General features: G+C 51.4%; 22 protein-coding genes. All 22 read left to right on the top strand.

The genetic code is table 11. The features are described from left to right. The first annotated feature begins 12 nt into the window (after positions 1-12). Positions 13-507: a universal stress protein gene (locus tag PsW64_RS08105; RefSeq protein ID WP_057463249.1), complete on the top strand. Its 495-nt coding sequence runs from the start codon at positions 13-15 to the stop codon at positions 505-507. A gap of 116 nt (positions 508-623) precedes the next feature. Next, on the top strand, positions 624-1,184 hold the full coding sequence (locus PsW64_RS08100; protein ID WP_057463082.1) for a NifU family protein: 561 nt from the start codon (positions 624-626) through the stop codon (positions 1,182-1,184). Between the two features lie 131 nt (positions 1,185-1,315). After that, positions 1,316-1,996: a tRNA (adenosine(37)-N6)-threonylcarbamoyltransferase complex dimerization subunit type 1 TsaB gene (gene tsaB / locus PsW64_RS08095; protein WP_063303295.1), complete on the top strand. Its 681-nt coding sequence runs from the start codon at positions 1,316-1,318 to the stop codon at positions 1,994-1,996. Then, the gene (rimI, locus tag PsW64_RS08090) at positions 1,993-2,478 is read left to right on the top strand and encodes a ribosomal protein S18-alanine N-acetyltransferase (RefSeq protein ID WP_063303294.1); all 486 of its coding nucleotides are present in this window, start codon (positions 1,993-1,995) and stop codon (positions 2,476-2,478) included. Before tsaB ends, rimI begins: the two co-directional genes overlap by 4 nt. A 149-nt stretch (positions 2,479-2,627) precedes the next feature. Next, positions 2,628-3,053: a Fur family transcriptional regulator gene (locus PsW64_RS08085; RefSeq protein ID WP_057463079.1), complete on the top strand. Its 426-nt coding sequence runs from the start codon at positions 2,628-2,630 to the stop codon at positions 3,051-3,053. 9 nt (positions 3,054-3,062) lie between these two features. After that, entirely contained in the window at positions 3,063-3,878 is an 816-nt protein-coding gene (locus tag PsW64_RS08080; RefSeq protein WP_063303293.1) for a lysophospholipid acyltransferase family protein, read from the top strand. A gap of 157 nt (positions 3,879-4,035) precedes the next feature. Then, entirely contained in the window at positions 4,036-5,448 is a 1,413-nt protein-coding gene (gene miaB, locus PsW64_RS08075; protein WP_063294310.1) for a tRNA (N6-isopentenyl adenosine(37)-C2)-methylthiotransferase MiaB, read from the top strand. Positions 5,449-5,538: 90 nt separating this feature from the next. Continuing rightward, positions 5,539-6,603 carry a PhoH family protein gene (locus PsW64_RS08070; RefSeq protein WP_161831288.1) on the top strand — a complete coding sequence of 355 codons (1,065 nt, stop codon included), beginning with the start codon at positions 5,539-5,541 and terminating at the stop codon, positions 6,601-6,603. Then, complete coding sequence (ybeY, locus tag PsW64_RS08065) at positions 6,600-7,106, top strand: rRNA maturation RNase YbeY (protein WP_057463076.1); 507 nt, start codon at positions 6,600-6,602, stop codon at positions 7,104-7,106. The genes PsW64_RS08070 and ybeY overlap by 4 nt, the downstream gene beginning before the upstream one ends. Before the next feature lie 42 nt (positions 7,107-7,148). Next, positions 7,149-8,300: a hemolysin family protein gene (locus tag PsW64_RS08060; RefSeq protein WP_082830462.1), complete on the top strand. Its 1,152-nt coding sequence runs from the start codon at positions 7,149-7,151 to the stop codon at positions 8,298-8,300. 45 nt (positions 8,301-8,345) lie between these two features. Further along, positions 8,346-9,956: an apolipoprotein N-acyltransferase gene (lnt, locus tag PsW64_RS08055; protein ID WP_063303292.1), complete on the top strand. Its 1,611-nt coding sequence runs from the start codon at positions 8,346-8,348 to the stop codon at positions 9,954-9,956. Positions 9,957-10,196: 240 nt separating this feature from the next. Further along, a complete protein-coding gene (locus PsW64_RS08050) occupies positions 10,197-10,604 on the top strand; it encodes a helix-turn-helix domain-containing protein (RefSeq protein ID WP_082596806.1) in 408 nt (135 codons plus the stop codon). Positions 10,605-10,752: 148 nt separating this feature from the next. Further along, positions 10,753-11,937 carry a methionine adenosyltransferase gene (gene metK / locus PsW64_RS08045; RefSeq protein WP_057463073.1) on the top strand — a complete coding sequence of 395 codons (1,185 nt, stop codon included), beginning with the start codon at positions 10,753-10,755 and terminating at the stop codon, positions 11,935-11,937. Between the two features lie 66 nt (positions 11,938-12,003). After that, positions 12,004-12,705 carry a tRNA (guanosine(46)-N7)-methyltransferase TrmB gene (gene trmB / locus PsW64_RS08040; RefSeq protein ID WP_063303291.1) on the top strand — a complete coding sequence of 234 codons (702 nt, stop codon included), beginning with the start codon at positions 12,004-12,006 and terminating at the stop codon, positions 12,703-12,705. 243 nt (positions 12,706-12,948) lie between these two features. After that, positions 12,949-13,539 carry a ribosome maturation factor RimP gene (gene rimP, locus PsW64_RS08035; RefSeq protein WP_063294306.1) on the top strand — a complete coding sequence of 197 codons (591 nt, stop codon included), beginning with the start codon at positions 12,949-12,951 and terminating at the stop codon, positions 13,537-13,539. Positions 13,540-13,657: 118 nt separating this feature from the next. After that, entirely contained in the window at positions 13,658-15,355 is a 1,698-nt protein-coding gene (gene nusA, locus PsW64_RS08030; RefSeq protein WP_057463071.1) for a transcription termination factor NusA, read from the top strand. A gap of 130 nt (positions 15,356-15,485) precedes the next feature. Beyond that, complete coding sequence (locus PsW64_RS08025; protein ID WP_082596804.1) at positions 15,486-16,133, top strand: RNA-binding protein; 648 nt, start codon at positions 15,486-15,488, stop codon at positions 16,131-16,133. Between the two features lie 7 nt (positions 16,134-16,140). Next, entirely contained in the window at positions 16,141-19,161 is a 3,021-nt protein-coding gene (gene infB, locus PsW64_RS08020) for a translation initiation factor IF-2 (protein WP_063303290.1), read from the top strand. Between the two features lie 107 nt (positions 19,162-19,268). Further along, positions 19,269-19,706, top strand: a complete 438-nt coding sequence (gene rbfA, locus PsW64_RS08015) for a 30S ribosome-binding factor RbfA (protein ID WP_057463069.1) — start codon at positions 19,269-19,271, stop codon at positions 19,704-19,706. 98 nt (positions 19,707-19,804) lie between these two features. After that, a complete protein-coding gene (gene truB / locus PsW64_RS08010) occupies positions 19,805-20,782 on the top strand; it encodes a tRNA pseudouridine(55) synthase TruB (protein ID WP_063303289.1) in 978 nt (325 codons plus the stop codon). 309 nt (positions 20,783-21,091) lie between these two features. Beyond that, positions 21,092-21,361, top strand: coding sequence for a 30S ribosomal protein S15 (rpsO, locus tag PsW64_RS08005; RefSeq protein ID WP_057463067.1), 270 nt, complete (start codon positions 21,092-21,094; stop codon positions 21,359-21,361). Positions 21,362-21,735: 374 nt separating this feature from the next. Further along, entirely contained in the window at positions 21,736-23,874 is a 2,139-nt protein-coding gene (gene pnp, locus PsW64_RS08000) for a polyribonucleotide nucleotidyltransferase (RefSeq protein WP_063294302.1), read from the top strand. Positions 23,875-24,026 lie beyond the last annotated feature (152 nt).

The following is a 24,026-nucleotide window of genomic DNA, read 5'->3' as shown; positions in this document are numbered from 1 at the left end:
CAGCATGCCGACATGGTAGCTATTCGCAAAAGTAATGAAGAAGGTCACGACCGAAAGTTTCTGGTTGTCGTCGATGACACTCCAGAATGTGGTCGAGCCATCGTTTATGCCTCAAAGCGTGCGGCCCGTACCGGCGGTGTCGTTCTCTTACTCTTTGTCATTGCACCCGGAAACTTCCAGCATTGGCTAGGGGTTGAGGATATTATGCGTCAGGAAGCGCGTGATAATGCAGACACCATTTTGGCTAAAGCTGCCGAAAAGGTGAGAGCTGCTGCACGGACAGAGCCAGAGTTGGTTGTGCGTGAAGGTCACCAGTCAGATGAGATCATTGACCTGATTGAAGAAGATGCAGACATTGCGATTCTTGTATTGGCAGCAGGAACCAGCAAAGAAGGTCCAGGGCCTCTTGTTTCATCCATTGCGGGCAAATCGGCAGGAACATTCCCGATTCCGACGACCATCGTACCAGGTAATTTGGACGATGATGCACTAGATGCTCTTGCCTGATCAGGTTTACCTATCATATAGAACTTGAAAACAGTCATTGCTGAAGCGTTAAGTAGTGTAAACTGTGCTGCGACTGCTTGCGAAAGCTCTTTGGCATAAAAATCGGAAACAAAACTATGTTCATTCAGACCGAAGCGACACCAAATCCGGCAACTCTCAAGTTTTTGCCTGGCCGCGTAGTCTTGTCGGAAGGCACACGCGATTTTCGCTCGGCAGGAGAAGCCACAATATCGCCGCTGGCGGAGAAGCTTTTTACTATTCCAGGCGTTGTTGGCATCTTCTTTGGTCATGACTTTATCACCGTAACCAAGGATGAGACTGATTGGCAGCATATGCGCCCGGCTATTCTTGGTGCGATCATGGAAAATTTCATGGCCAACACCCCGATCCTGAAAGGTGAGGAAGCTGGTGATGGGGATACAGGAGAAGAGTTCTTCGACGCAGAAGACGAAGAAACCGTAACCATGATCAAAGAGCTCCTCGAGACCCGCGTACGCCCTGCAGTTGCTCAAGATGGTGGTGACATAACATTCAGGGGATATCGTGAGGGTATCGTTTATTTGAGCATGCGCGGCGCCTGTGCAGGTTGCCCATCCTCAACAGCGACACTGAGCCATGGCATTCAGAACCTGATGCGGCATTTCATCCCAGAAGTTCAAGAAGTTAGACAGATGTAGTTTCTGCTAATGTAAATCTTCTGAAACAGGGCAGCACCAGCTGCCCTGTTTGCTGCAAGGCCAAAAAATACTCCGGGTGTTAAACGAATTGGTTGCTCGACAACCAGCTGCCCTAACGATAAGCCGAACTTATGAAGTTGCTTGCTATTGATACCGCACTAAGTACCTGTGCTGCCGCCGTTTTAACCGATGAAGGCGGTACGCCGGATATTGTCTCCCAATGCGAAGATCTCGGACGAGGTCATGCCGAACGCATTATGGGCATGGTTGCGAGTGTCATGACGGACTCCTCGACAACGTTTAACTCACTGGACCGCATTGTTGTAAATGTTGGTCCGGGTAGTTTTACAGGTCTGCGTGTCGGTCTTTCCATTGCGCGTGGGTTTGGTCTCGTTCTCGAAAAGCCTGTTGTTTCGGTCACAACATTGGCTGCAATCGCACACGAGTCTTTGGACGCTGCTCCCGTCAGAAAACCAATTTTGGTGGTTCTCGATGCGCGTCGTAATGAAGTCTACTGCCAAAAGTTTGATGAAACTGGCGCTCCGATTGGAGAGGCCCGCGTTTCAACCGTTAAGGACCTGGCACACAGTCTCGATGCTGAGACCATTCTGGCAGGCTCTGCTGCGCAGGCTGTCGCCAATGCTGCAGGCATAGATAAATCTCGCGTTTGCAATGATGCCGCTGCTGCATCGATTGACTACATCGCAAAGCTCGGTAAAGGTGCAAAGCGTCAGGATAAAGCTCCGATGCCACTCTACCTTCGGGCTCCTGATGCTATTCCGGGTGAGAAAGGAAAGGTTCGTCGTCAATGAAGTCCTGGTGGACATCAGAAAAGCCGCCGGTTATCGAGCGTGCTGAGAAAGACGACCTGCCTAAACTGGCGAAACTTCATGCCGAGTGCTTCAAGCTGAATTGGGGTACAGCAGAACTTGCCGCAATCTTTGAGCAAAAAGGCGTTTTCTTCCTGTCTGCCCGCACATCTGGTGTGACTGGAAAAGCCGATCTGGGCTTTGTCGTGATCCGTTCGATTGCAGGTGAGGCCGAAGTTTTGACTATTGCAGTCTCCCCGAAGCATCAAAAAAAGGGGATAGGGCGGAAACTTATGGAAGCCGCCATCTTCCAGCTTTACTCTGATCGTACCGAAGCACTGTTCTTGGAAGTGGATGACACGAACAGCTCCGCATTGAGGCTTTATAAAAACTTGGGCTTCAAGCAGGTTGGAGAAAGAAAAGCGTATTATGCGGCTAGCGAAGGCAGTGGAACAGCGCTTGTTATGCGTTGCGATCTCGTTTAAGCGACACTACGCATGTGAGATGAGGCTTTTAGCTCACGCTCAAACCGCGTAACAGTGAAACTGGTTCTTTTCTCTCACAGTTTTGAGGGCTAGGATACCAACGCAGACTGGAACTGTGGTGCCTGTGTGATTTTGAGGAATTGGGGCAAATGACGGCAGAAGAAAAAATGACGCTGATTGAAATGTGTGCTCATAAGGGTATGCGGATGACAGAACAGCGCCGCGTGATTGCTGATGTAATTCAGTCTGCTGAAGACCACCCAGATGTGGAAGAGCTTTACAGAAGAGCCTCCAAGATCGATCCGAAGATCTCTATCTCAACTGTTTACCGCACAGTGAAGCTTTTCGAAGACTCCGGTATCATTGAACGTCACGATTTCCGCGATGGCCGCTCCAGATACGAAACCGTTTCTGACGAACACCACGATCACCTGATTGATTTGCGCACGGGCGACGTGATTGAGTTCCGCAGTGAAGAAATCGAAAAAATGCAGGAAGAAGTCGCGCGTAAGCTGGGCTTCAAACTGGTTGATCATCGCCTGGAGCTCTACGGTATTCCGTTAGACGAAAAATAGGGGCCGTGCATGGCAACTGTCAGAGCAATTTGCATACTTGCCGCACTAACACTCTTAACGCTAACCCTCGTTCCCCCTCAGTGGGTCGCAATGAAGTTAGGTTGGCCCATTCAGCGGCAAATCCCTCTGCTCTGGCATAAAATCGCGTCTCGTCTGATTGGACTGCGCATCCAGCAGCATGGGGAAATGGCGTTGGAACGCCCTCTTCTTGTAGCGTCCAATCATTGCTCCTGGCTGGATATTGTCGTTATCGGATGCACCAAGCCACTGAGCTTTATCGCTAAGTCTGAAGTTGCTGGATGGCCGATATTTGGTCAGTTTGCTAAGCTTCAACGGACAGTCTTTGTCAATCGACAGCGCAGAACTGATACCGGTCGTGTCGCTAAAGAAGTCGCTAAGCGCATGGCTCAAGGCGATGCGATGGTGTTGTTTGCCGAAGGCACATCCAGCAATGGCAATGAAGTACTGCCATTCAGATCTGCACTGGTTGGTGCCGTTCATCACGCAATGAATGTCGGTGAAAAAGATGTTGCTTATGTGCAGCCACTCTCAATTGCCTATACGCGCCTGCAAGGCATGCCAATGGGACGTTTCTGGCGCGCTCATGTTGCCTGGTACGGCGATATGGAACTCGCTGGCCATCTCTGGTCTGTCATCAAAGAAGGCGGATTAGATGTTGATTTGACATGGGGAACTCCCGTTCCTATCGAAAAAGCAACTAATCGCAAACGCTTAACGCGCGATTTGGAAGAGCAGGTCAGAGGGATGACCATAGAAGCATTGCAGGGAAATGGTCCCAAACAAGAAGAGCGGGCTCAAACCTGATCAAGACAAGGCTTCTCTTTCGGCGTAAAACAGAGTAAAGCTCTCCAAAATTTTGAAAATGACGAGCTGGCGTTGCTGATGAAACAGGCAGGTGCGCTCGAATTGCTGGGCATTAGAAAAAGAAGATACTCCGGCAGCAGATCCACTTGAGGATTTAATGGATAACCTAGTAGAAAACGAAAACCAGAGCCAATCCGAAAACACTGCGGAGGCGCTCGACAAAACCGAAGCGACCCGTAAGGTTTTCATCAAGACCTATGGCTGTCAGATGAACGTCTACGACTCCGATCGTATGAACGACGCGCTGAGCAACGATGGTTACGTTAAAACAGAAAATCCGGATGATGCGGATCTGGTTATCCTGAACACCTGCCACATTCGCGAGAAGGCGGCAGAAAAGGTCTACTCTGAACTTGGCCGAATCCGTAAGTTGAAAGAAGCGAAAGCTAAAGACGGCAAGCAGATGATGGTGTCTGTCGCTGGCTGTGTCGCTCAGGCTGAAGGTGCGGAGATTTCCCGCCGAGCGCCTATTGTTGACCTTGTTGTTGGCCCGCAGTCTTACCACCGCCTTCCAGAGCTGTTGAACCGTGCATCGAACGGATCAAAGGTCGTTGAGACAGAGTTTGATATTCAGGAAAAATTCAAGCACCTCGCGACACCTTCCAAGGAAGCAGTACGCAAGCGTGGTGTCACAGCATTTGTGACCGTTCAGGAAGGCTGCGATAAGTTCTGTACCTTCTGTGTGGTGCCTTACACTCGCGGTGCTGAAGTCTCCCGTAAGGTAGAGCAGATTGTCATGGAAACCGAGCGCTTGGCAGCTGCTGGTGTCCGTGAAGTGACCTTGCTCGGCCAGAACGTCAACGCATGGCACGGTGAAGGTCCAGATGGCCGTGAATGGGGCCTTGGTGAACTTCTGTTCCGCTTGGCAAAGATCGACGGCATTGAACGCCTGCGCTACACCACGTCCCATCCAAGGGATATGGAAGACAGCCTGATTGCAGCTCATCGCGATCTTGATATTCTAATGCCTTATCTGCATTTGCCAGTTCAGTCTGGATCTGATGCGATCCTGAAGGCAATGAACCGCAAACACACCCGTGATGACTACTTCCGTCTGATCGACCGCATTCGCGAAGCGCGTGATGATATCGCACTCTCCGGCGACTTTATCGTTGGTTTCCCGGGTGAGACTGATCAGGATCACAAAGACACTCTGGATCTAATCCGCCGGGTCACCTATGGTTCTGCATTCTCCTTCAAATACAGCCCGCGTCCGGGTACTCCGGGAGCAACACTGGAAGAGCAGATCGACGAGCAGGTGAAGTCCGAGCGTCTGGCAGAATTGCAAGATCTGCTCAGCACCCAGCAAAAAGACTTCAATGCGTCATTGATTGGCAAAACAATTGATGTACTGTTTGAGAAGGAAGGCCGCAGAGAAGGTCAACTTGCAGGTCGTTCACCTTGGCTCCAGCCAGTTCATGTAAATGCGCCGTTGGACCTGTATGGTGAAATCAGATCAGTAGAAATTGTCGCTGCCAGCGCAAATAGTCTGGAAGGTCGCCTTGTTTAGGTGCATGATGCTCCCAGATTCTCGCGTAAAAGCGAACGGAGGCATTATTTGAAGGGCAGAGCCCAGACAACGTCCGCTTCAAGGACGGCCATGCGCCCCATTGCGGCATCAGATATGATGCATGTGGTATTGGCATTCGAAGACAATAGGCTTGTGAGCGATCTGTTCGGTCAGTTCGACCAGAACCTTGCGCTGATTGAACAGCGGTTGGGTGTTGAGGCAGTTGCACACGGCAATCAGGTCACCATTCGCGGCAATAAAACGTCAACAGAGCAGGCTAAGCTTGCTCTGGAGTCACTTTATACGCGTCTTCAGGGTGGTCACGACATCACACCTGGTGATGTTGATGGCGCAATCCGTCTGGCAGAAGTTGCTGAAGCGCAGCTCTCTTTGCCAACGATGGAGCCCAAGTCTCGTATGGCATTTGCGCAGATTGCCACGCGCCGCAAAACACTGGTCGCCAGAACAGCCGCTCAGGATGCTTACGTCCGGGCAATGGACCGTTCTGACCTTACCTTTGGCGTTGGTCCAGCTGGTACAGGTAAAACCTTCCTTGCGGTTGCTTACGCTGCTGCATTGTTGGAGCGTGGCGAGATTGATCGTATGATCCTGTCTCGTCCAGCTGTTGAAGCTGGCGAACGCCTCGGCTTCTTGCCGGGCGATATGAAGGATAAGGTCGACCCGTATCTGCGCCCGCTTTACGATGGCCTCAACGAGATGATGGCACCGGAAAAGCTGGAACGCGGCTTGGAAAGTGGTATGATTGAAGTCGCACCCCTCGCATTCATGCGTGGTCGTACGCTCTCCAACGCTATCGTTATTCTCGATGAAGCCCAGAATACGACGACGATGCAGATGAAGATGTTCCTGACGCGCTTGGGTGAAAACTCCAAGATGATCGTGACAGGAGATCCGAGTCAGGTCGACTTGCCTCCGGGCCAGATGTCCGGTTTACGTGAAGCTTTGAAAATTCTGAGTGGCGTCGAAGGTATCTCTCGCGTGGACTTCACAGAGAGCGATGTTGTTCGTCATGAGCTGGTGGCACGTATCGTAGGCGCTTACGACAATGATAGCCGTCGCCGGTTGGAAGCCAAAGAACGCAGGCAAGCTGAAGAGACTGCCAAGGCAAATGAAGAGCAAGGCTCCCAGGAATGAACACAGCTTGCCCGGTACACATTGACCTGCTGATTGAAGCAGGCGATTGGGAGAGTGAAGAACTATTGGAAGCGATTGCTGAAAAAGCAATCGCCGCCGCTTTTGAAACAAGTGAGCTGAGTGTAATAGAAAACACAGAAGTTTCTCTTGTCTTCACCGATGATGCCCATATTCAGGAACTGAATAAGATGTGGCGCGAGAAGGACAAGCCAACGAACGTCTTGTCTTTTCCGGGAGACGATAGCGAAGAGCCGCCATTCGGCCCGCTATTAGGTGATATTATTATTGCAAAAGAGACGGTAAAGCGCGAAGCTGTAGAGCTTGAAATTCCATTTGAACACCATCTGATTCATCTTATTGTTCATGGAACCCTTCATCTTTTTGGATATGATCACCAGATAGATGAGGAAGCGGAAGAAATGGAAGCGGAAGAACGCCTGATTTTGGCGAGCCTACAAATCCCCGATCCATACAAAGATGCGCCATTATCGGCAGATAAATAACCCCTGGTATTCACGGTGAGTACAGGGAACAACGAGAGAGAGATGAGCCCGGAACCTCGAAGTACAGAAGGTGCAAGCACCTCCGCTCAGGCCGAAACTGCAGAGCCTGCAAGTAGTACCGGCACAGCTGTTGCCGAAGATACCTCTGAGCCACAAGCGATGAAGCCTGGTGTCCTGACCAGGCTGAAATCAAAACTGAACCCGTTTAGAGGTTTCCGAAGAAGCGCGGCTGTTTCATTGCGCGAAGATTTGGAAGATGAACTCGCCCGCGATAGTGAAGGTGCTGATGCTGCTTTCACGAAGGAAGAGCGCGAGTTGCTGACAAACATCCTCCAAATGCGTGAATCTCGAGTTGAAGATGTCATGATCCCACGGGCCGATATTGAGGCCGTGGAAGATACAACGACAATCGGCCAGGTGATGGCCTTGTTCAGGGCGTCCGGCCATTCTCGTATGCCTGTTTATCACGACAATCTGGATGATCCACGAGGCATGGTCCACATCAAGGACTTGATGTCCTACTTCGTCGAGTTGGCTGTAAAAGCCAAAAAGACCGATGTGCCTTTGACCTTGGTGAAACCAGAAAAGAACTCCTCCGAGAAATCGACAGAAGAAAAGTCGCTGCTCGATTTGTCTTGTGTTGATCTCTCAACACCGTTGAACGCGACAGGCCTGATCCGGCCTCTGCACTTTGTGCCTCCATCCATGTCTTCCTCTGACCTGATGAAGAAGATGCAGGTAACCCGTGTGCAGATGGCGCTTGTGATCGATGAATACGGTGGAACCGACGGCCTCGTGTCACTTGAGGACATTGTTGAGACAGTGGTCGGCGACATTGAAGATGAGCATGATAAGGACGAAGAAGAACTTATCATGAATGTTAGCCCGGGTGTTTGGGTAGTTGACCCTCGAATTGATCTGGAAGACCTTCAGAAAGAGCTCGGAGCGGATTTCAAGCTCGTCGAAGAGCAGACGGAAGAAGTGGACACGCTTGGTGGTCTGCTGTTCTCTATTCTGGACAGAGTTCCGGTTCGCGGTGAGTTGATCATAGATAAGACCTTGCCAGCTTTCGAGTTCGAAGTAATTGATGCTGACTTGCGCCGCATCAAGCGCCTTCGTATTTCCAAGCGCCGGGTTGATCAGCGCGCGGCAGTTCAGAGAATACGCCCACGCAGGCCGGAAGCTGCAGAATAAGCAGTACAAAATTGAATTTTTACCTATGACATTCGGGAGTGGGGAATGGTCTCTGCCATTGATAAGTCTCGAACTCTGATAAGCAGTCTTCGGGAATTATCAGGGTGGAGACGTGGACTTCTTGCTTTTGCAGGGGGAATAGCATCTGCCTTTGCGTTCCCTCCCTACGGTGCCTTTCCCATCCTTTGGGTGACGCTGCCACTACTGATCCTTCTTCTTGATGGGGCAAGGGATCAAACCGCAGCTCGACGTAAAACCCGTTTTTTTGCGTTCTTTCGTGTTTCCTGGGCGTTTTTCTTCGGGTTCTTCCTGATCGGATTGTTCTGGATTGCCGAAGCGTTTCTCGTCGACGCTAAGAGCTACGCTTGGATGATCCCTTTCGCGCTGGTCATACTGCCCGGTGGTCTTGCATTGATCCCGTCATTGGTGCTGAGCGGGGCTTCCTTATTCTGGACGCATGGGGTCTCTCGTATTCTGCTTTTTGTGGTTGCTTTGGCTCTTTCCAACTGGCTGCGTGGACACATACTCACAGGCTTTCCATGGAATGTGTGGGGCTATGCTTTTGCCGAAAACCTGACGCTGATGCAAAGCTTCTCTGCCTTGGGAATTTACGGTGTCGGTTTTCTTGTGTTGTTCCTGTTTTCGATGCCTGTTGTGCTGATTGACCAGAGGCGTAAGGCTGCTGCTGCCTATATCTCCGCGTGTGTGCTGGTATGGGCCGGCGTGGTTGCATACGGAACGAATAGGTTGCAGGCTCCTCAACAGACGGTTGAAGGGCTTCAGGTGCTGGTAATACAACCCAATGTACCTCAAGCGGACAAGTGGAAGCCCGAGAACAGACAAAGACTTCTACCGCTCTATCTTCAGCAAACACAGCAGGCGCTTTCCGAGCTGAAACTGGATACCGAGACCCTCATCTTCTGGCCTGAATCAGCTTTTCCATTCCTGCTGGATGAGGAACCAGGGGCTCTAGAGGCTATCGGAGCCACGCTTCCCCAAAATACTATGTTGATTACAGGTGGTATTCGCCGCGAACTGTCCGAGAACGGGAAGCTCTTTTTTAACAGTACTTTTGTTGTGTCGGACGAAGGTGCACTCATAGATATCTATGACAAAGTGCGGCTGGTTCCGTTCGGGGAATATTTGCCAAAGCGCTGGCTTCTACAATCCATTGGTGTGGAGCGTCTCGTTCCGGCTCCAGCAGATTTTACTGCAGGGACGCGGCACAAAAAAATAGATTTAAAAAATTCACTTAGTTTCCAGCCCCTGATTTGTTATGAGGCAATCTTCCCGCAAACTGTTCTGCCTGTATCTGAGCGACCTAACTTGCTCGTAAATCTAACGAATGACGGATGGTTTGGCGAAACAGCAGGTCCATACCAACATTTGGCACAGGCAAGAGTTAGAGCAGTTGAACAAGGCGTGCCGTTGGTGCGAGCTGCAAATACTGGTATTTCCAGTCTAGTAGATTCCAATGGTAGAATACTCGCAGAAGTTGTTCTAAATAAAAAAGGTAGTTTCAATAGTGAATTGCCTAAAATACTAAGACCCACGCCTTACGTGAGGGTGGGTGATTCAATTTTTTGGGGAATTATTCTAGTAGTTGTTAGTCTCCTATTGGTGATGGAGAAATTATTACCTACCCGTAGAGATTGACGAATGCACGCAAATGTCGTCATCTAATACACGTAAAGGTTTTCGTCTGGATCGTCAGATTTGGCCTCAAAAAAACCTTATGGGCCTGCCACCGATGCCTCTGTCAGAGGTTGTTTTGGCAATAGTCGAAATGCAGGTTTGATGAATTGCGTTCTTGCGAGAGTTGCTGAAATGCGCTCTCGTTTAAATAAAAACCCACGGTAAGGCACCGTAAAAAACCAAAGAAGAGGGCCTTTGATAATGCCCAGCAAAAAAGCACCAAACCCTATCGATATTCATGTCGGCAGCCGTGTACGTTTGCGCCGCATGATGCTTGGCATGAGTCAGGAAAAACTTGGCGAAAGCCTTGGTATTACATTCCAGCAAATCCAGAAGTATGAAAAAGGGACCAACCGGATTGGTGCAAGCCGCTTGCAGCACATTGCGACCATTCTGAAAGTGCCTGTCGCCTTTTTCTTCGAAGATGCTCCGGGAACCCCGGATGAGACGCCTGGTGTTGGTGATAATCCACAAACCACATACGTCGTCGACTTTTTGTCATCTTCTGATGGTTTAGCTCTCAATAAGGCTTTCGTTCGCATAGAAAACCCGAAAGTTCGCAAAAAGGTTGTAGAGCTCGTCAAGAGTCTTGCTGGGGATGAAGATTAAGTTTGTGATCCGTAAAATTTCGCAATTCTCCGGCAATTTTGATCTAAATCTCTTGACGTAATCGACATTCCTTGTTTGATGTAACACCAGAAGCGACGGATATGCCGTCGCTTCAATTATATTTTTCTTCCCAGAAGGACGTTTGCCAATGGCTCGTCAGAACTACGTGTTCACGTCGGAATCGGTTTCAGAAGGCCATCCCGACAAAGTCTGCGATCGCGTTTCAGATACGATCGTAGACGCATTTCTAAAGGAAATGCCAGAAGCCCGTGTAGCGTGTGAAACGCTTGCAACAACAAATAAGCTTGTTATTGCAGGTGAGACCCGCGGCCCGGCCTCTCTCACAAAAGAATATTTGGCTCACATTGCTCGCCTTGCTGTAAAGGATATCGGGTATGAGCAAGCCGGCTTTAATTGGAAAGACCTGGATGTTCAGGTTCTTTTGCATGGCCAGTCCGCTGATATTGCTCAGGGCGTAGACGCTGCTGACAATAAGGACGAAGGCGCCGGCGATCAGGGCATTATGTTTGGTTACGCATGTCGCGAAACTGAAGAGCTGATGCCTGCTCCAATCTTATACTCCCATAAGATCCTGCGTTTGCTGGCAGATGCTCGCAAATCTGGCAACGAGCCGATGCTTGGTCCAGATGCGAAAAGCCAGGTTTCCATTCGCTATGAGGATGGTAAGCCGGTAGAGGCAACATCCATCGTGCTGTCCACTCAGCATCTGGATGAAACCATGACCTCTGACGATGTGCGTGCTGTAGTCGAACCTTACATCCGCGCAGCATTGCCGGGTGACTGGGTGACCAGCAACACTATCTGGCACATCAACCCAACCGGCAAGTTCGTTATCGGTGGTCCTGATGGCGATTGTGGTCTCACAGGTCGTAAGATCATCGTGGATACATACGGCGGCGCAGCTCCACACGGTGGCGGTGCGTTCTCGGGTAAAGATCCAACCAAGGTTGACCGCTCTGCCGCATATGCTGCTCGCTATCTCGCGAAAAACGTTGTGGCGGCTGATTTAGCAGACAAGTGCACCATTCAGCTGGCTTATGCGATTGGTATCGCTGAACCGCAATCTGTCTTCGTCAACCTGCATGGTACGGGCCGTGTTGAAGGCGAGCGCGTTGAAGCTGCAATCCGTGAAGTCATGAGCTTGACCCCACGCGGCATTCGCGAGCACCTCAATTTGAACAAGCCAATCTACGCACGTACAGCAGCCTACGGCCACTTTGGCCGCGAAGCTGAAGGTGATGGTGGTTTCTCTTGGGAGAAAATCGACCTTGTCCATAACCTACGTGATGCTGTAGAGAAAGCCTACGCTTAACCTCTAACGCTAGAGAATGAACAGCTGGCCGGGGCAACCTCTGGCCAGCTTGTGTTTATGAGAACGATGGTAGATCACTACAAAGGCTCTTTTTTCGGCCGCCGCGTCGGAAAACCAGCAAGTCCGCGACAATCGCAGTTGCTTCAGGATGTTATGCCACAAGTGGCGTTGGACCTGACACAAACACCTCCAGAAAATCTGGCAGAGTTATTCCCCGTCCCAGTAAAGAGCGTTTGTCTTGAAATTGGCTTTGGGGGATCTGAGCACCTAATTCATCGCGCCAGAGAAAATCCTGAAATCGGTTTTATTGGGTGTGAGCCATTTAGCTCTGGCATTATCAAGGCTGTCTCCAGCATTGAAGAACATGGTCTCAAGAATATCCGCTTGTTTGATGATGACGCGGGTAAGTTGCTCGACTGGCTTCCGGCTGCATCATTGGATATGGCTTATCAGCTTTACCCCGATCCATGGCCAAAGAAGAAGCACTGGAAGCGTCGCTTTGTGAACCAGATCAATCTGACGCGCATTGCACGTGCTCTGAAGCCGGGCTGTGAATATCGATTTGCCAGCGATATCGACACCTATGTGGATTGGACGCTGTCCCATTGTCGCAGGCACCCGGCTTTTGAGTGGAGCGCCGAATGTGCTTCTGACTGGCGCATGCCATGGAACAATTGGCCAGGTACGCGGTACGAACGCAAGGCGCACCGTGAAGGTAGAATTGGCCGTTACCTGACATTTTTACGGGTTCAAGAGACGAAAACCTAAAGGGGACTCGCTTTTGTCTGCGTTCATCTTTGATTTTCTGTTGCATACAGTGGTCAAATGACTATATTGCAGAGCAAGAGTTCTCTATCGGCTCAGTTAAGAGCATTGAGGAGTGGGCCCCGAAAGGACCCGCTCTTTTTTATTAGCTAAGTCGGTAGTGATGCCTGACTGTCGAAATTCAGGTATCCGAAATAACTGCCAAAGACACTAAGCATGTCTTTGCATTAAGACGATAGGTACCAAGTGGACGAAACCGATCCCCGGATTATAAAGGAAAAGGGCCTAGAAGCCCGCGTAGCTGAAATTGTCGAGCCGGTCGTTGCTGATCTGGGCTATCGGCTGGTGCGCATCCGTGTAAACGGAAACAATGGCTGCACCCTTCAAATCATGGCAGAGCGCCCGGACGGGACGATGGCTGTTGAAGATTGTGAAGAAATCAGCCACGCAGTTTCCCCGGCGCTGGATGTGGACGATCCAATCTCTGGTGCCTACCATCTCGAAATTTCATCTCCAGGTATTGACCGCCCGCTCGTTCGCGCAGGCGACTTCGAGCGCTGGGTCGGACATGTTGCGAAAATCGAAATGTCTGTGCCGCAAGCTGGGCGTAAGAGATATCGTGGACACATCATCGGTGTGGAAGATGGATGCGCGCTTATCAGAATGACCGATGTACAGGAAGGTCAGGATGAGGCAGCTCGTCTTCCGTTGGATGAGATTGGGTCAGCCGTATTGGTTTTGACTGATGAACTGGTCGATGCGGCATTGAAAGCCGATAAAGCCGCAAAAGCAGCCCGTGGGGAGCCTACGGACGACGACAGTTACCTCAATCACTGATTAGCTGTTCTTGTTGCGCAATGGGTTATGGGCGGTTCCGGTTTTAAAGAGCCACCCTTTTGTTTTGATGTTCCTGCTGGTGTGAAGGAAGGCAGGGCGTGGAAGGAGTTGACGAGGAATGGCTATCAGCGCAAACCGTTTGGAGCTGCTGCAGATCGCTGAAGCGGTCGCCCGCGAAAAGTCGATCGACCGTAGCATTGTGATTGCTGCTCTTGAGGATGCAATCCAAAAAGCCGCTCGCTCCCGTTATGGCACCGAGACTGAAGTTCGTGCCGAGATTAATCCGAAAACCGGTGAAATCCGCCTTCAGCGTTTGCTGCAGGTTGTTGATGTTGTCGAGAACATCTCAACTGAAATTGCTCTGGTTGATGCGCAGGAGCGCAACCCGGATGCAACAGTCGGCGATTTCATGGCAGATCCATTGCCGCCGCTCGACTTTGGACGTATCGCTGCTCAGTCCGCTAAGCAGGTCATCGTTCAGAAGGTCCGCGAAGCTGAGCGTGATCAGCAGTACGATGAGTTTAAAGACCGTATTGGTGAAGTCCTCAACGCTGTTGTCAAGCGCGTTGAATATGGCAATGTTGTTGTCGACACCGGTAAGGGTGAAGCAATCGTTCGTCGTGACGAACTGATCCCGCGCGAAATCTTCCGCAATGGTGATCGTATTCGTGCGCTGATCTTTGATGTGCGCCGCGAACAGCGTGGTCCACAGGTCTTCCTGTCTCGTACACACCCTCAGTTCATGGCAAAACTGTTCGCGCAGGAAGTGCCGGAAATCTATGACGGCGTTATCGAGATCAAGGCTGTTGCCCGTGATCCAGGCTCCCGCGCTAAGATCGCAGTCCTGTCTAATGACAGTTCTATCGATCCGGTTGGCGCGTGTGTTGGTATGCGTGGTTCCCGTGTTCAGGCTGTCGTTGGTGAGCTTCAGGGCGAAAAAATCGACATCATTCCTTGGAATGATGATGCGGCAACCTTCATTGTAAATGCACTTCAGCCTGCTGAAGTTGCTAAGGTTGTTCTCGACGAAGACTCCGAGCGTATCGAAGTTGTTGTTCCTAACGACCAGCTGTCTCTGGCAATTGGTCGCCGCGGCCAGAACGTACGTCTTGCTTCTCAGCTCACCGGCTGGGGCATCGACATTATGACGGAAGCGGAAGAGTCCGAGCGTCGCCAGAAGGAATTCCAGGTTCGTTCCGATCTCTTCCAGAATACCTTGAATGTTGACGAGATGGTTTCTCAGCTTCTCGCATCAGAAGGCTTTACTTCTGTAGAAGAAGTCGCGTACGTTGACCTCGACGAAATCTCGTCCATTGAAGGCTTCGACGAAGAAACAGCCGACGAAATCCAAGCTCGTGCACGTGAGTACCTGGAAGAGCAGGAAGCGAAACTCGCAGAAGAGCGTCGTCAGCTTGGTGTTTCCGATGAGCTGGTTCAGGTCCCAGGTCTTACATCCGCAATGCTTGTTGCATTGGGTAAAGACGAAATCAAAACCATGGAAGACCTCGCAGGCTGTGCAGCTGACGACCTTGTTGGCTGGACGGAACGCAAGGATAAAGAAACCATTCGCGTGGAAGGTACTCTGAGCAGTTTCGATCTGTCTCGTGCTGATGCGGAAGCTGTCGTGATGTCAGCGCGTGTTGCTGCTGGATGGATCTCTGCGGAAGACCTTGTGGAAGTCTCTGAAGAAGAGCTGGAAGTCGAAGAAGAAGACTTCGAAGGCGAAACATTTGAAGAGACTGTGGTTGACGCCGACGAGGAATTGGCGCAAGAGAGCGGTGCAGAAGACGCAAAAGGCGAGCAGTCCTCTGAATAATCTGTAGCCGCTTGACTGCAGAAAAAAGTTTTATACGGGGGTGTGTTGAAGTTGCAGCAAAAGGCTGCGGGTTTCTACATCCCCGTAACTGAATGAAAAATAACAACAATAGTAGGGTTGGGAATACGAAGTGCCGAGAAAAAATGAGCCGACAGAACGAACCTGCGCGGTCACGCGTGAAGTTCTACCGGTGACAGACCTTCTCAGATTCGTTATGGCTCCTGACAAAACTGTTGTAGTTGATGTGAAAGGCACCCTCCCGGGACGTGGGGTTTGGGTGTCGGCAAAGAAGTCTGTTTTGCAGGAAGCGATAAAAAGGCGCGCTTTCTCGAGAGGCTTTAAGGAGCAGGTAAACGCTGAAGACGGTTTGGCCGACCACACCGACAAACTGCTGGAGCAGGCAGCTCTGGGCGCACTGTCCATGAGCCGAAAAGCTGGCAACCTACATGTTGGCTTTTCGAAAGTCGAGGCAGCTCTCAAAAAGGAGAGTGTTCTTGCTCTGGTGCACGCCACTGAAGCCTCTGAAGATGGTGTGCGTAAGTTGGCGGCCCTAGCCGCTTCTAGATTTGGCAAGGTGGATCGTCTCAGCGTGATCCGCCTGTTTAACTCGGAACAGATGAGTACGCATCTGGATCGGGATAACGTTATACATGCTGTACTGCTGGCCGGCGAGGCAGGCAGAAACTTCGTGAAGCACGCGCAACGCCTTGCGCAATTCCGGGAAGTTTCTGTCATGGCTGACGACGACGGTACAAAGGGTGCAGTGGCGCAGGACTGAAGGCAATATGAGCGATACCAAAGACAACCACGACAATCCCACCGGCGGGGAAAAGAAAACGCTGGGCCTCAAACGCGGAGGCAGTGTTGAGAAGGGCACTGTTAAGCAGAGCTTCTCCCACGGCCGCTCCAAGGCAGTCGTCGTGGAAAAGAAGAAGCGCCGTGTAGTTGTGCCGGGCCAAGAAGGCTCCGCGGCACCTGCACCTGCTGCAGCTTCCTCTTCAACTCCTGCAGCCTCCCAGTCACGCCCGGAAAAGCGTCAGGGACAGCAGCAAGAGCGCGGTCCTCAGCAAGCTCGCCGTGGTGCGGGTGATGCTCAGAAGCGCGGTGAAGGCGGCGGTCGCGGTGGCAACCGTAACAACAATAACAACCAGCGTGGCGGTCAGCGTCGCGGTGGTGGTGGCGGTCAGGGCGGTGGTGCCGTTCTGAAAACCTTGACTAAGGGTGAAGCAGACGCACGTCTCGCAGCACTTAAAATGGCTAAGGTTCGCGAAGTCGAAGATGCTAAACGCCGCGCTGAAGAAGCAAAGCGTCAGGAAATCTTGGCTGCACAGCGCGCTGTAGAAGCAGAAAAACAACGTGTAGAAGACGAAGCTCGCGCTAAGCGTGAAGCTGAAGAGGCTGCTGTACGTGCTAAGGCCGAAGCTGAAGCGAAAGCGAAGCGTGAAGCTGAAGCGGCTGCAAAAGCTGCTGAAGCTCCAAAGCCGGCACAGCGCGAAGAGCGTCCGGCACGTTCTGGTGATCGCCCTCAGCGCAGTGGCGATCGTGGCCCTCGTCCAGCAGGTGATCGTGGTCCTCGCCCAGCAGGTGATCGTGGTCCACGCCCGGCAGGTGACCGTGGTCCTCGTCCAGGTGGTGACCGTGGTCCACGCCCGGCAGGTGACCGTGGTCCACGCCCAGCAGGTGATCGTGGTCCTCGTCCAGGTGGTGATCGTGGTGGTCGTCCACCAATGCGTGATGGCAAGCCGCCAAACCTGAATGGTCCTCGTCCAGGTGGCGGGCGTCCAGGTGGAATTTCTGCAGCTCCGGCAGAAAGCATGGAAACTGGTAAGGAAGTGAGCAAAAAGGCTCTAAAGCCTGCGCTACGTCCTAAAAAGCCTGTTGTGGCTGCTAAGCCAACACCTAAAGGCAACGATGACCGCCGTAAGTCAAAACTAACGATTACCCGCGCCACTGGTGGTGATGAAAGTCGTAATCGTTCACTGGCATCCATGCGCCGTCGTCGTGAGAAAGAAAAACGTAAGGGTCAAAAGGTTGTTCGTGAGAAGGTAGCGCGTGAAGTTGTGCTTCCGGAAGTGATCACCATTCAGGACCTTGCTCAGCGTATGTCTGAACGTGCTGTTGACGTCATCAAGCTGCTGATGAAGCAGGGCCAGATGATGAAAATCAACGACGTGATCGATGCTGATTCCGCTGAACTGATCGCCGCAGAGATGGGTCACACCGTAAAACGTGTGTCTGAAGCTGACGTGGAAGAAGGTCTCTTCACCGTTGAAGACAACGACACTGATCTGTCCAACCGTCCACCGGTTGTTACAATCATGGGTCACGTTGATCATGGTAAGACGTCCCTTCTCGATGCGCTCCGCAAGGAAAACGTTGCTTCCGGTGAAGCTGGCGGCATTACACAGCATATCGGTGCATACCAGGTCGAGCAGAATGGCCAGAAGGTCACCTTCATCGATACCCCTGGTCACGCAGCGTTTACTCAGATGCGTGCTCGTGGTGCTAAGTCCACTGATGTTGTGATCCTCGTGGTTGCTGCTGATGATGGTGTGATGCCACAAACCAAAGAAGCTATTGTTCACGCAAAAGCTGCTGGCGTTCCGCTCATCATCGCGATCAACAAAATGGATAAGCCAGGTGCTGACCCTTCCCGCGTTCGCAACGACCTTCTTCGTGAAGATCTGGTTGTAGAAACCATGGGTGGTGACGTTATCGATGTTGAAGTCTCTGCTAAAGAAGGCACTAACCTTGATAAGCTGATCGAAATGATCCTGCTGCAGGCTGAGGTTCTTGAGCTGAAAGCTAACCCTAACCGTGCCGCTGAAGGTACCGTTATCGAAGCTAAGCTTGACGTAGGTCGCGGTCCAGTTGCTACCGTTCTGGTTCAGAAGGGTACACTCCGGGTTGGTGATGTTGTCATTGCTGGTTCCGAATGGGGTCGTGTTCGTGCGATGCTTGATGAGAATGGCAAGCCAGTTAAGGAAGCTGGTCCTTCCAAACCGGTTGAAGTTCTTGGCTTCCAGGCGACACCATCCGCTGGTGACATGGTTGCAGTTGTAGAAAACGAAGGCCGTGCTCGCGAGATTTCCGAATATCGTCACCGCCAGAAGCGCGACAAGATGGCAGCACGTATTGCTGGGTCTCGTGGTTCTCTGGAAGCGATGATGAAGGGCTTGCAGGAAGAAGGCAAAAAAGAATTCCCGCTCATCATCAAATCCGATGTGCAGGGTTCCGCCGAAGCAATCCAGGGTGCGCTTGAAGAACTTGGCAACGACGAAGTCGGCGCACGTGTTGTGGCAGCTTCCGTTGGTGGTATCACCGAGAGCGACATCACTCTGGCGATTGCGTCCAAAGCACCAATCATGGCGTTCAACGTTCGTGCAAACAAACAGGCTCAGGAAGCTGCACGTCGCGAAGGCGTCGAAATCCGCTACTACAGCGTGATTTACGACCTCATCGACGATGTGAAGTCCACTATGTCTGGCATGCTTGCTCCAGAACGTCGCGAAACCTTCCTCGGTTACGCAGACATCAAAGAAATCTTCAACATCACCAAAATCGGTCGTGTTGCAGGTTGTCTGGTCACCGAAGGTGTCGTTCAGCGTGGCGCACAGGTTCGCTTGCTGCGTGACAACGTCGTCATCCACGAAGGTGAGCTGGGTACACTTAAGCGCTTCAAAGACGAAGTCAAAGAAGTTGAATCCGGTGTTGAATGCGGCATGAACTTCACAAACTACAAGGATATGCGCGTCGGTGATGTCATCGAGTGCTTCCAGGTAGAAGAGATCGCTCGCTCCCTCTAACAGAGTGAAGAGCTAAACGAGCGAAATGAACATTCAGCAGCGCCGGCGCGGATTTATCCCCGTCGGCGCTCTGTTGTTCCAAACTCAAAGCAAATTGAGAGATAAAAATGGCAAAAGCACGCGATGAATTTGCAGGTCAGCCGTCTCAGCGCCAGTTGCGTGTAGGTGAGATTGTCCGCAAAGAACTGTCAGACATTTTGACACGTGGTCGGATCACCGATCCTGACCTTGACGGTGTTATTATCACGGTCCCGGAAGTACGTATGTCGCCTGATCTAAGATGGGCTGACGTTCTCGTCATGCCTATGGGCGGTCGCGATATCGACGTTGTCCTCACCGCACTTAAACGCAATGCAAAGTACCTTCGTGGGCAGGTCGCTCGACGCGTCACAATGAAATACACTTGTGATCTACGTTTTGTAGCCGATACGCGTTTTGACGACGATGATCTAATCACTCGACTACTGCATGAGCCTAGCATCCGTAAGGACTTTGCTGATGGCGGCATCGATGACGATGATGATCAAGGTGATAACCGCGACTAAGCTTTACAGAGCATATTGCCAAAGAAGAAGTCGTGGGTTTCAGACCAGAGTACGCGCTCAGAAGCGCAACGCATGCAAAGAATTAAGAGCTGAGAAGTATGGCGCGCAAACAGCAGCGACGTAGACCCCGTTTCCCTGTAAACGGATGGCTTGTGTTGGATAAACCTCTAAACCTGACCTCTAATGATGCATTGGGGCAGCTGAAGAGGATTTTTCATCCTGAAAAAGTCGGACACGCAGGAACGCTTGATCCGCTTGCGACTGGCTGTCTGCCTATCGCTTTTGGTGAGGCCACCAAAACAGTTCCATACATCATGGATGGACGCAAGGTTTACCGCTTTGAGGTGACCTGGGGCACGCAAACCACCTCTGATGATGCTGAAGGCGAACCGGTCAAGACCTCCGACGTCCGTCCGACACAAGATGAGATCCTGGCGGTTCTGCCTGAGTTCCGTGGCGCCATTGAGCAGGTTCCGCCAATTTTCTCCGCAATCAAAGTTGACGGAAACCGCGCTTATGACCTTGCCCGGGAAGGCGAAGACGTAAAGCTGGATGCACGTACGATTGTGGTGCATCGCTTGGATCTGGTCGAGTGTCCAGATGTAAACCGTGCGGTTTTTGAAGCTGAATGCGGCAAGGGAACCTATGTTCGCTCATTGGCCCGTGACCTTGGTGAACGCCTTGGTACATGTGGCTATGTCACCGATCTGCGCCGGTTGCTGGTAGGACCATTCGGTGAAGAACAGATGGTTACTCTGGATGAACTTCGTGCTGCTAAAGAAACTATGGCGGTAGAAGTTGAAGAAGGGGAAGAGCCACCTGTTCTCGACCCTCACGAAAATTCAGAACTGATCGGACACATCAAGCCAGTTGAAGTCGCACTCCACCAGTTTGCAGAGGTGCCAATCACCTCTGATGCTGCGGCGAAGGTAAAGCGTGGTAATCCTGTTTTACTACGTGGCGCAAATGCACCGATAGGCCCCGAGGAAATCTATGTGGTTTCTGGAGGCAAGCTGATTGCTTTTGGTGAAGTCTCAAAAGGTCAGTTCAAGCCAAAGCGAGTTTTCAATCTCTGATGCCTTTCTGAAAGTGGAGCGCCACACGTGAATGTAAATCATCGCGTGGGACGATCGCTGAAAGGCAAACTGTTCTACTGGGATTTATGGCTGCAAGCCTCTCAAGATTCTTCTGGTTTTTTGAGAGTTTTTCAGTCATAGTCCCGCCGCTGGGAAGCTACTGCTTGCCCGGTTATTATGTGTTGGCCTGACCCTGCTAGACGACATCTTGGCACGGCCCGAGCTCAGCACATAGCTCTGTAAAAGAGCGCATGCCTTCTGGGCATTTAATAAGAGGCAGTATGACTGCCATTAGATAAGGAAAAATCGATGTCGATTACGCCTGAAAAAAAAGCTGAACTGATCAAAGAATTTGCGATCAAAGAAGGTGACACTGGCTCTCCGGAAGTACAGGTTGCTATCCTTACGCACCGCATTACAGTTCTGACTGACCACTTCAAGGGTCATAAGAAAGACAACCACTCACGTCGTGGTCTTCTTAAAATGGTTGCACTTCGTCGTAAGCTCCTTGACTACGTTAAGGGTAAAGACGTTGCTCGTTACCAGTCCCTGATCGAGCGTCTGGGCATTCGTCGCTAAGACGAAGAATTCAAAGCGCGGCAGCGAAAGCTCGCCGCGTTTTCCTTACCCTCTCCTATTTCCAAGGTATTTCGGGAAATTGCGAGAGGTATATTCTGGATCAGATCGTTCTCTTCCAGAATGAACGCAGGCGAATGAAGACCTGGCAGGATTGCCAGAAGCTTACAGCGTATCTCCCAAAAGTGGAGGCCGGTTTTTGGTCAAAGGTACGCACAATCAAACAAAAGCTTCTCGCTGTCTTGCCTGCAATCGTTCGACCTGAAAAGGCATCGCGCCCTTGGTACTCAAGGAGTTGGTGCGCGCATTGCCGGCAAATGACAGCCTCAAGTTTGATGACGACCATCAGGCACTGAGGCGAACGTTAGGATAAAGATATGTTTGATATACATCGCGTGGAAGTAGATTGGGGCGGACGTCCGCTCATCCTTGAAACCGGCAAGGTTGCCCGTCAGGCAGACGGCGCAGTCATCGCAACATACGGCGAGACAAAAGTTCTCGCGACAGTCGTGTCCGCGAAGACCGCAAAGCCAGGTCAGGATTTCTTCCCACTTACCGTAAATTATCAGGAAAAGGCATACGCTGCTGGCCGCATTCCAGGTGGCTTCTTCAAGCGCGAAGGCCGTCCTTCCGAGCACGAGACCCTGACATCCCGTCTGATTGACCGTCCGATCCGTCCGTTGTTCGTAGATGGTTACAAGAACGAAACTCAGGTTGTTCTTACTGTTCTGTCTCATGATCTTGAGAACGCTCCAGACATTCTGGCAATGGTTGGCGCGTCCGCAGCGCTCACCATCTCCGGCGTTCCATTCATGGGCCCAATCGGTGGCGCTCGTGTTGGTTACATCAACGGCGAATACGTTCTGAACCCAACAGTTGACCAGATGGAAGAAACCGATCTGGACCTGATTGTTGCAGGTACGAATGACGCTGTTCTGATGGTTGAGTCCGAAGCTCAGGAACTGACCGAAGAAGTAATGCTCGGCGCTGTGATGTTCGGTCACAAAGGCTTCCAGCCAGTGATCGACGCTATCATCCAGCTGGCTGAAAAAGCTGCTAAAGAGCCACGTGAACTGAACCTGCCAGATCATTCTGAGCTGTTCGGTAAAGTTCAGGAACTGGCCGCTGAAGAGCTCGGCGCTGCTTACTCCATCACTGTTAAAACAGAGCGTAAAAACGCTGTTGATGCTGTAAAGGCGAAAGTTGTTGAAGCTCTTGTAACTGGTGAAGAAGGCGCTCCTGACGCGACTGTCATCTCCGACCTGTTCAAGAAAGCTGAAGCTGCAATCGTTCGTGGCCGTATCCTGGATACTGGTTCCCGTATCGATGGCCGTGACCTTTCCACTGTTCGCTCTATCGTTTCTGAAGTTGGCATGCTGCCACGTGCACACGGTTCTGCCCTGTTCACACGCGGTGAAACTCAGGCAATGGTTGTTGCAACACTGGGTACTGGTGAAGACGAGCAGTTCGTTGACAAGCTCGAAGGCACCACCAAATCTGCATTCATGCTGCACTACAACTTCCCTCCATACTCTGTAGGTGAAGCTGGTCGCATGGGTTCCCCAGGACGTCGTGAAATCGGTCACGGTAAACTGGCATGGCGCGCTGTTAACCCAATGCTGCCTGCACACCATGATTTCCCATACACCCTGCGTGTTGTTTCTGAAATCACTGAGTCCAATGGTTCTTCCTCCATGGCTTCCGTTTGTGGCGCATCCTTGTCCCTGATGGACGCTGGTGTTCCTCTGAAGGCTCCTGTGGCTGGTATCGCAATGGGTCTCATCAAGGAAGGCGAGCGCTTCGCAGTTCTCTCCGATATCCTTGGCGACGAAGATCATCTCGGCGATATGGACTTTAAAGTTGCTGGTTCTGCAAACGGCATCACTGCATTGCAGATGGACATCAAGATCGACGGTATCACCGAAGAGATCATGAAAGTCGCTCTGGAGCAGGCTAAAGGCGGTCGCGTTCACATCCTTGATGAGATGGCAAATGCAATCACCGAAGCTCGTTCTGAGCTGGGTGAGCATGCTCCACGCATCGAAGTGATCAAGATCCCAGTAGACAAGATCCGTGAAGTGATCGGTTCTGGCGGTAAAGTTATCCGCGAGATCGTTGAAAAGACCGGCGCGAAAGTGAACATCGAAGACGACGGCACCGTTAAGGTGGCTTCTTCTGACGGTAAAGCGATCAAAGCTGCTCTCAACTGGATCAACTCCATCGCTGCTGAGCCAGAAGTTGGCGTAATCTACGAAGGCACAGTTGTTAAGACTGTTGACTTCGGCGCATTCGTAAACTTCTTCGGCGCACGCGACGGTCTGGTTCACATCTCCCAGCTGGCTCCACGCAAAGTTGCGAAAGTAACTGACGTGATCAAAGAAGGCGACAAAGTCTTCGTTAAGCTGATGGGCTTTGATGAGCGCGGTAAAGTTCGCCTTTCCATGAAAGTTGTTGATCAGGAAACTGGCAAGGAAATTCCTCGCGAAGAAGCTGCACCAGCTCCTGCAAAAGACTAAGCTTTTTTGGTGCGCGTTCCGTTTGATTGGCTTTAATCAAACGACAAGAATTCGCTCTGATTGAATACAAAAAAGGCCGGTTCAGAAATGGACCGGCTTTATACATTGAGAGGCGGGAACATCGTGTAGTATGTTCCCGCCTCTTTCTCATT

The organism is Pseudovibrio sp. W64, assembly GCF_001623145.1.
GTDB lineage: Bacteria > Pseudomonadota > Alphaproteobacteria > Rhizobiales > Stappiaceae > Pseudovibrio.
This window is presented reverse-complemented; position numbering and strand designations above follow the sequence as displayed.

Bases quoted from the DNA above. Each gene is read 5' to 3' on its own strand.
- PsW64_RS08085 (WP_057463079.1), top strand. From the start codon at position 2,628: ATGACGGCAGAAGAAAAAATGACGCTGATTGAAATGTGTGCTCATAAG.
- nusA (WP_057463071.1), top strand. From the start codon at position 13,658: ATGGCTATCAGCGCAAACCGTTTGGAGCTGCTGCAGATCGCTGAAGCG.
- lnt (WP_063303292.1), top strand. From the start codon at position 8,346: ATGGTCTCTGCCATTGATAAGTCTCGAACTCTGATAAGCAGTCTTCGG.
- pnp (WP_063294302.1), top strand. From the start codon at position 21,736: ATGTTTGATATACATCGCGTGGAAGTAGATTGGGGCGGACGTCCGCTC.
- truB (WP_063303289.1), top strand. From the start codon at position 19,805: ATGGCGCGCAAACAGCAGCGACGTAGACCCCGTTTCCCTGTAAACGGA.
- PsW64_RS08100 (WP_057463082.1), top strand. From the start codon at position 624: ATGTTCATTCAGACCGAAGCGACACCAAATCCGGCAACTCTCAAGTTT.
- ybeY (WP_057463076.1), top strand. From the start codon at position 6,600: ATGAACACAGCTTGCCCGGTACACATTGACCTGCTGATTGAAGCAGGC.
- tsaB (WP_063303295.1), top strand. From the start codon at position 1,316: ATGAAGTTGCTTGCTATTGATACCGCACTAAGTACCTGTGCTGCCGCC.
- metK (WP_057463073.1), top strand. From the start codon at position 10,753: ATGGCTCGTCAGAACTACGTGTTCACGTCGGAATCGGTTTCAGAAGGC.
- rbfA (WP_057463069.1), top strand. From the start codon at position 19,269: ATGGCAAAAGCACGCGATGAATTTGCAGGTCAGCCGTCTCAGCGCCAG.
- PsW64_RS08060 (WP_082830462.1), top strand. From the start codon at position 7,149: ATGAGCCCGGAACCTCGAAGTACAGAAGGTGCAAGCACCTCCGCTCAG.
- infB (WP_063303290.1), top strand. From the start codon at position 16,141: ATGAGCGATACCAAAGACAACCACGACAATCCCACCGGCGGGGAAAAG.
- miaB (WP_063294310.1), top strand. From the start codon at position 4,036: ATGGATAACCTAGTAGAAAACGAAAACCAGAGCCAATCCGAAAACACT.
- PsW64_RS08105 (WP_057463249.1), top strand. From the start codon at position 13: ATGGTAGCTATTCGCAAAAGTAATGAAGAAGGTCACGACCGAAAGTTT.
- trmB (WP_063303291.1), top strand. From the start codon at position 12,004: ATGGTAGATCACTACAAAGGCTCTTTTTTCGGCCGCCGCGTCGGAAAA.
- PsW64_RS08070 (WP_161831288.1), top strand. From the start codon at position 5,539: ATGCGCCCCATTGCGGCATCAGATATGATGCATGTGGTATTGGCATTC.
- PsW64_RS08050 (WP_082596806.1), top strand. From the start codon at position 10,197: ATGCCCAGCAAAAAAGCACCAAACCCTATCGATATTCATGTCGGCAGC.
- rimI (WP_063303294.1), top strand. From the start codon at position 1,993: ATGAAGTCCTGGTGGACATCAGAAAAGCCGCCGGTTATCGAGCGTGCT.
- PsW64_RS08080 (WP_063303293.1), top strand. From the start codon at position 3,063: ATGGCAACTGTCAGAGCAATTTGCATACTTGCCGCACTAACACTCTTA.
- rpsO (WP_057463067.1), top strand. From the start codon at position 21,092: ATGTCGATTACGCCTGAAAAAAAAGCTGAACTGATCAAAGAATTTGCG.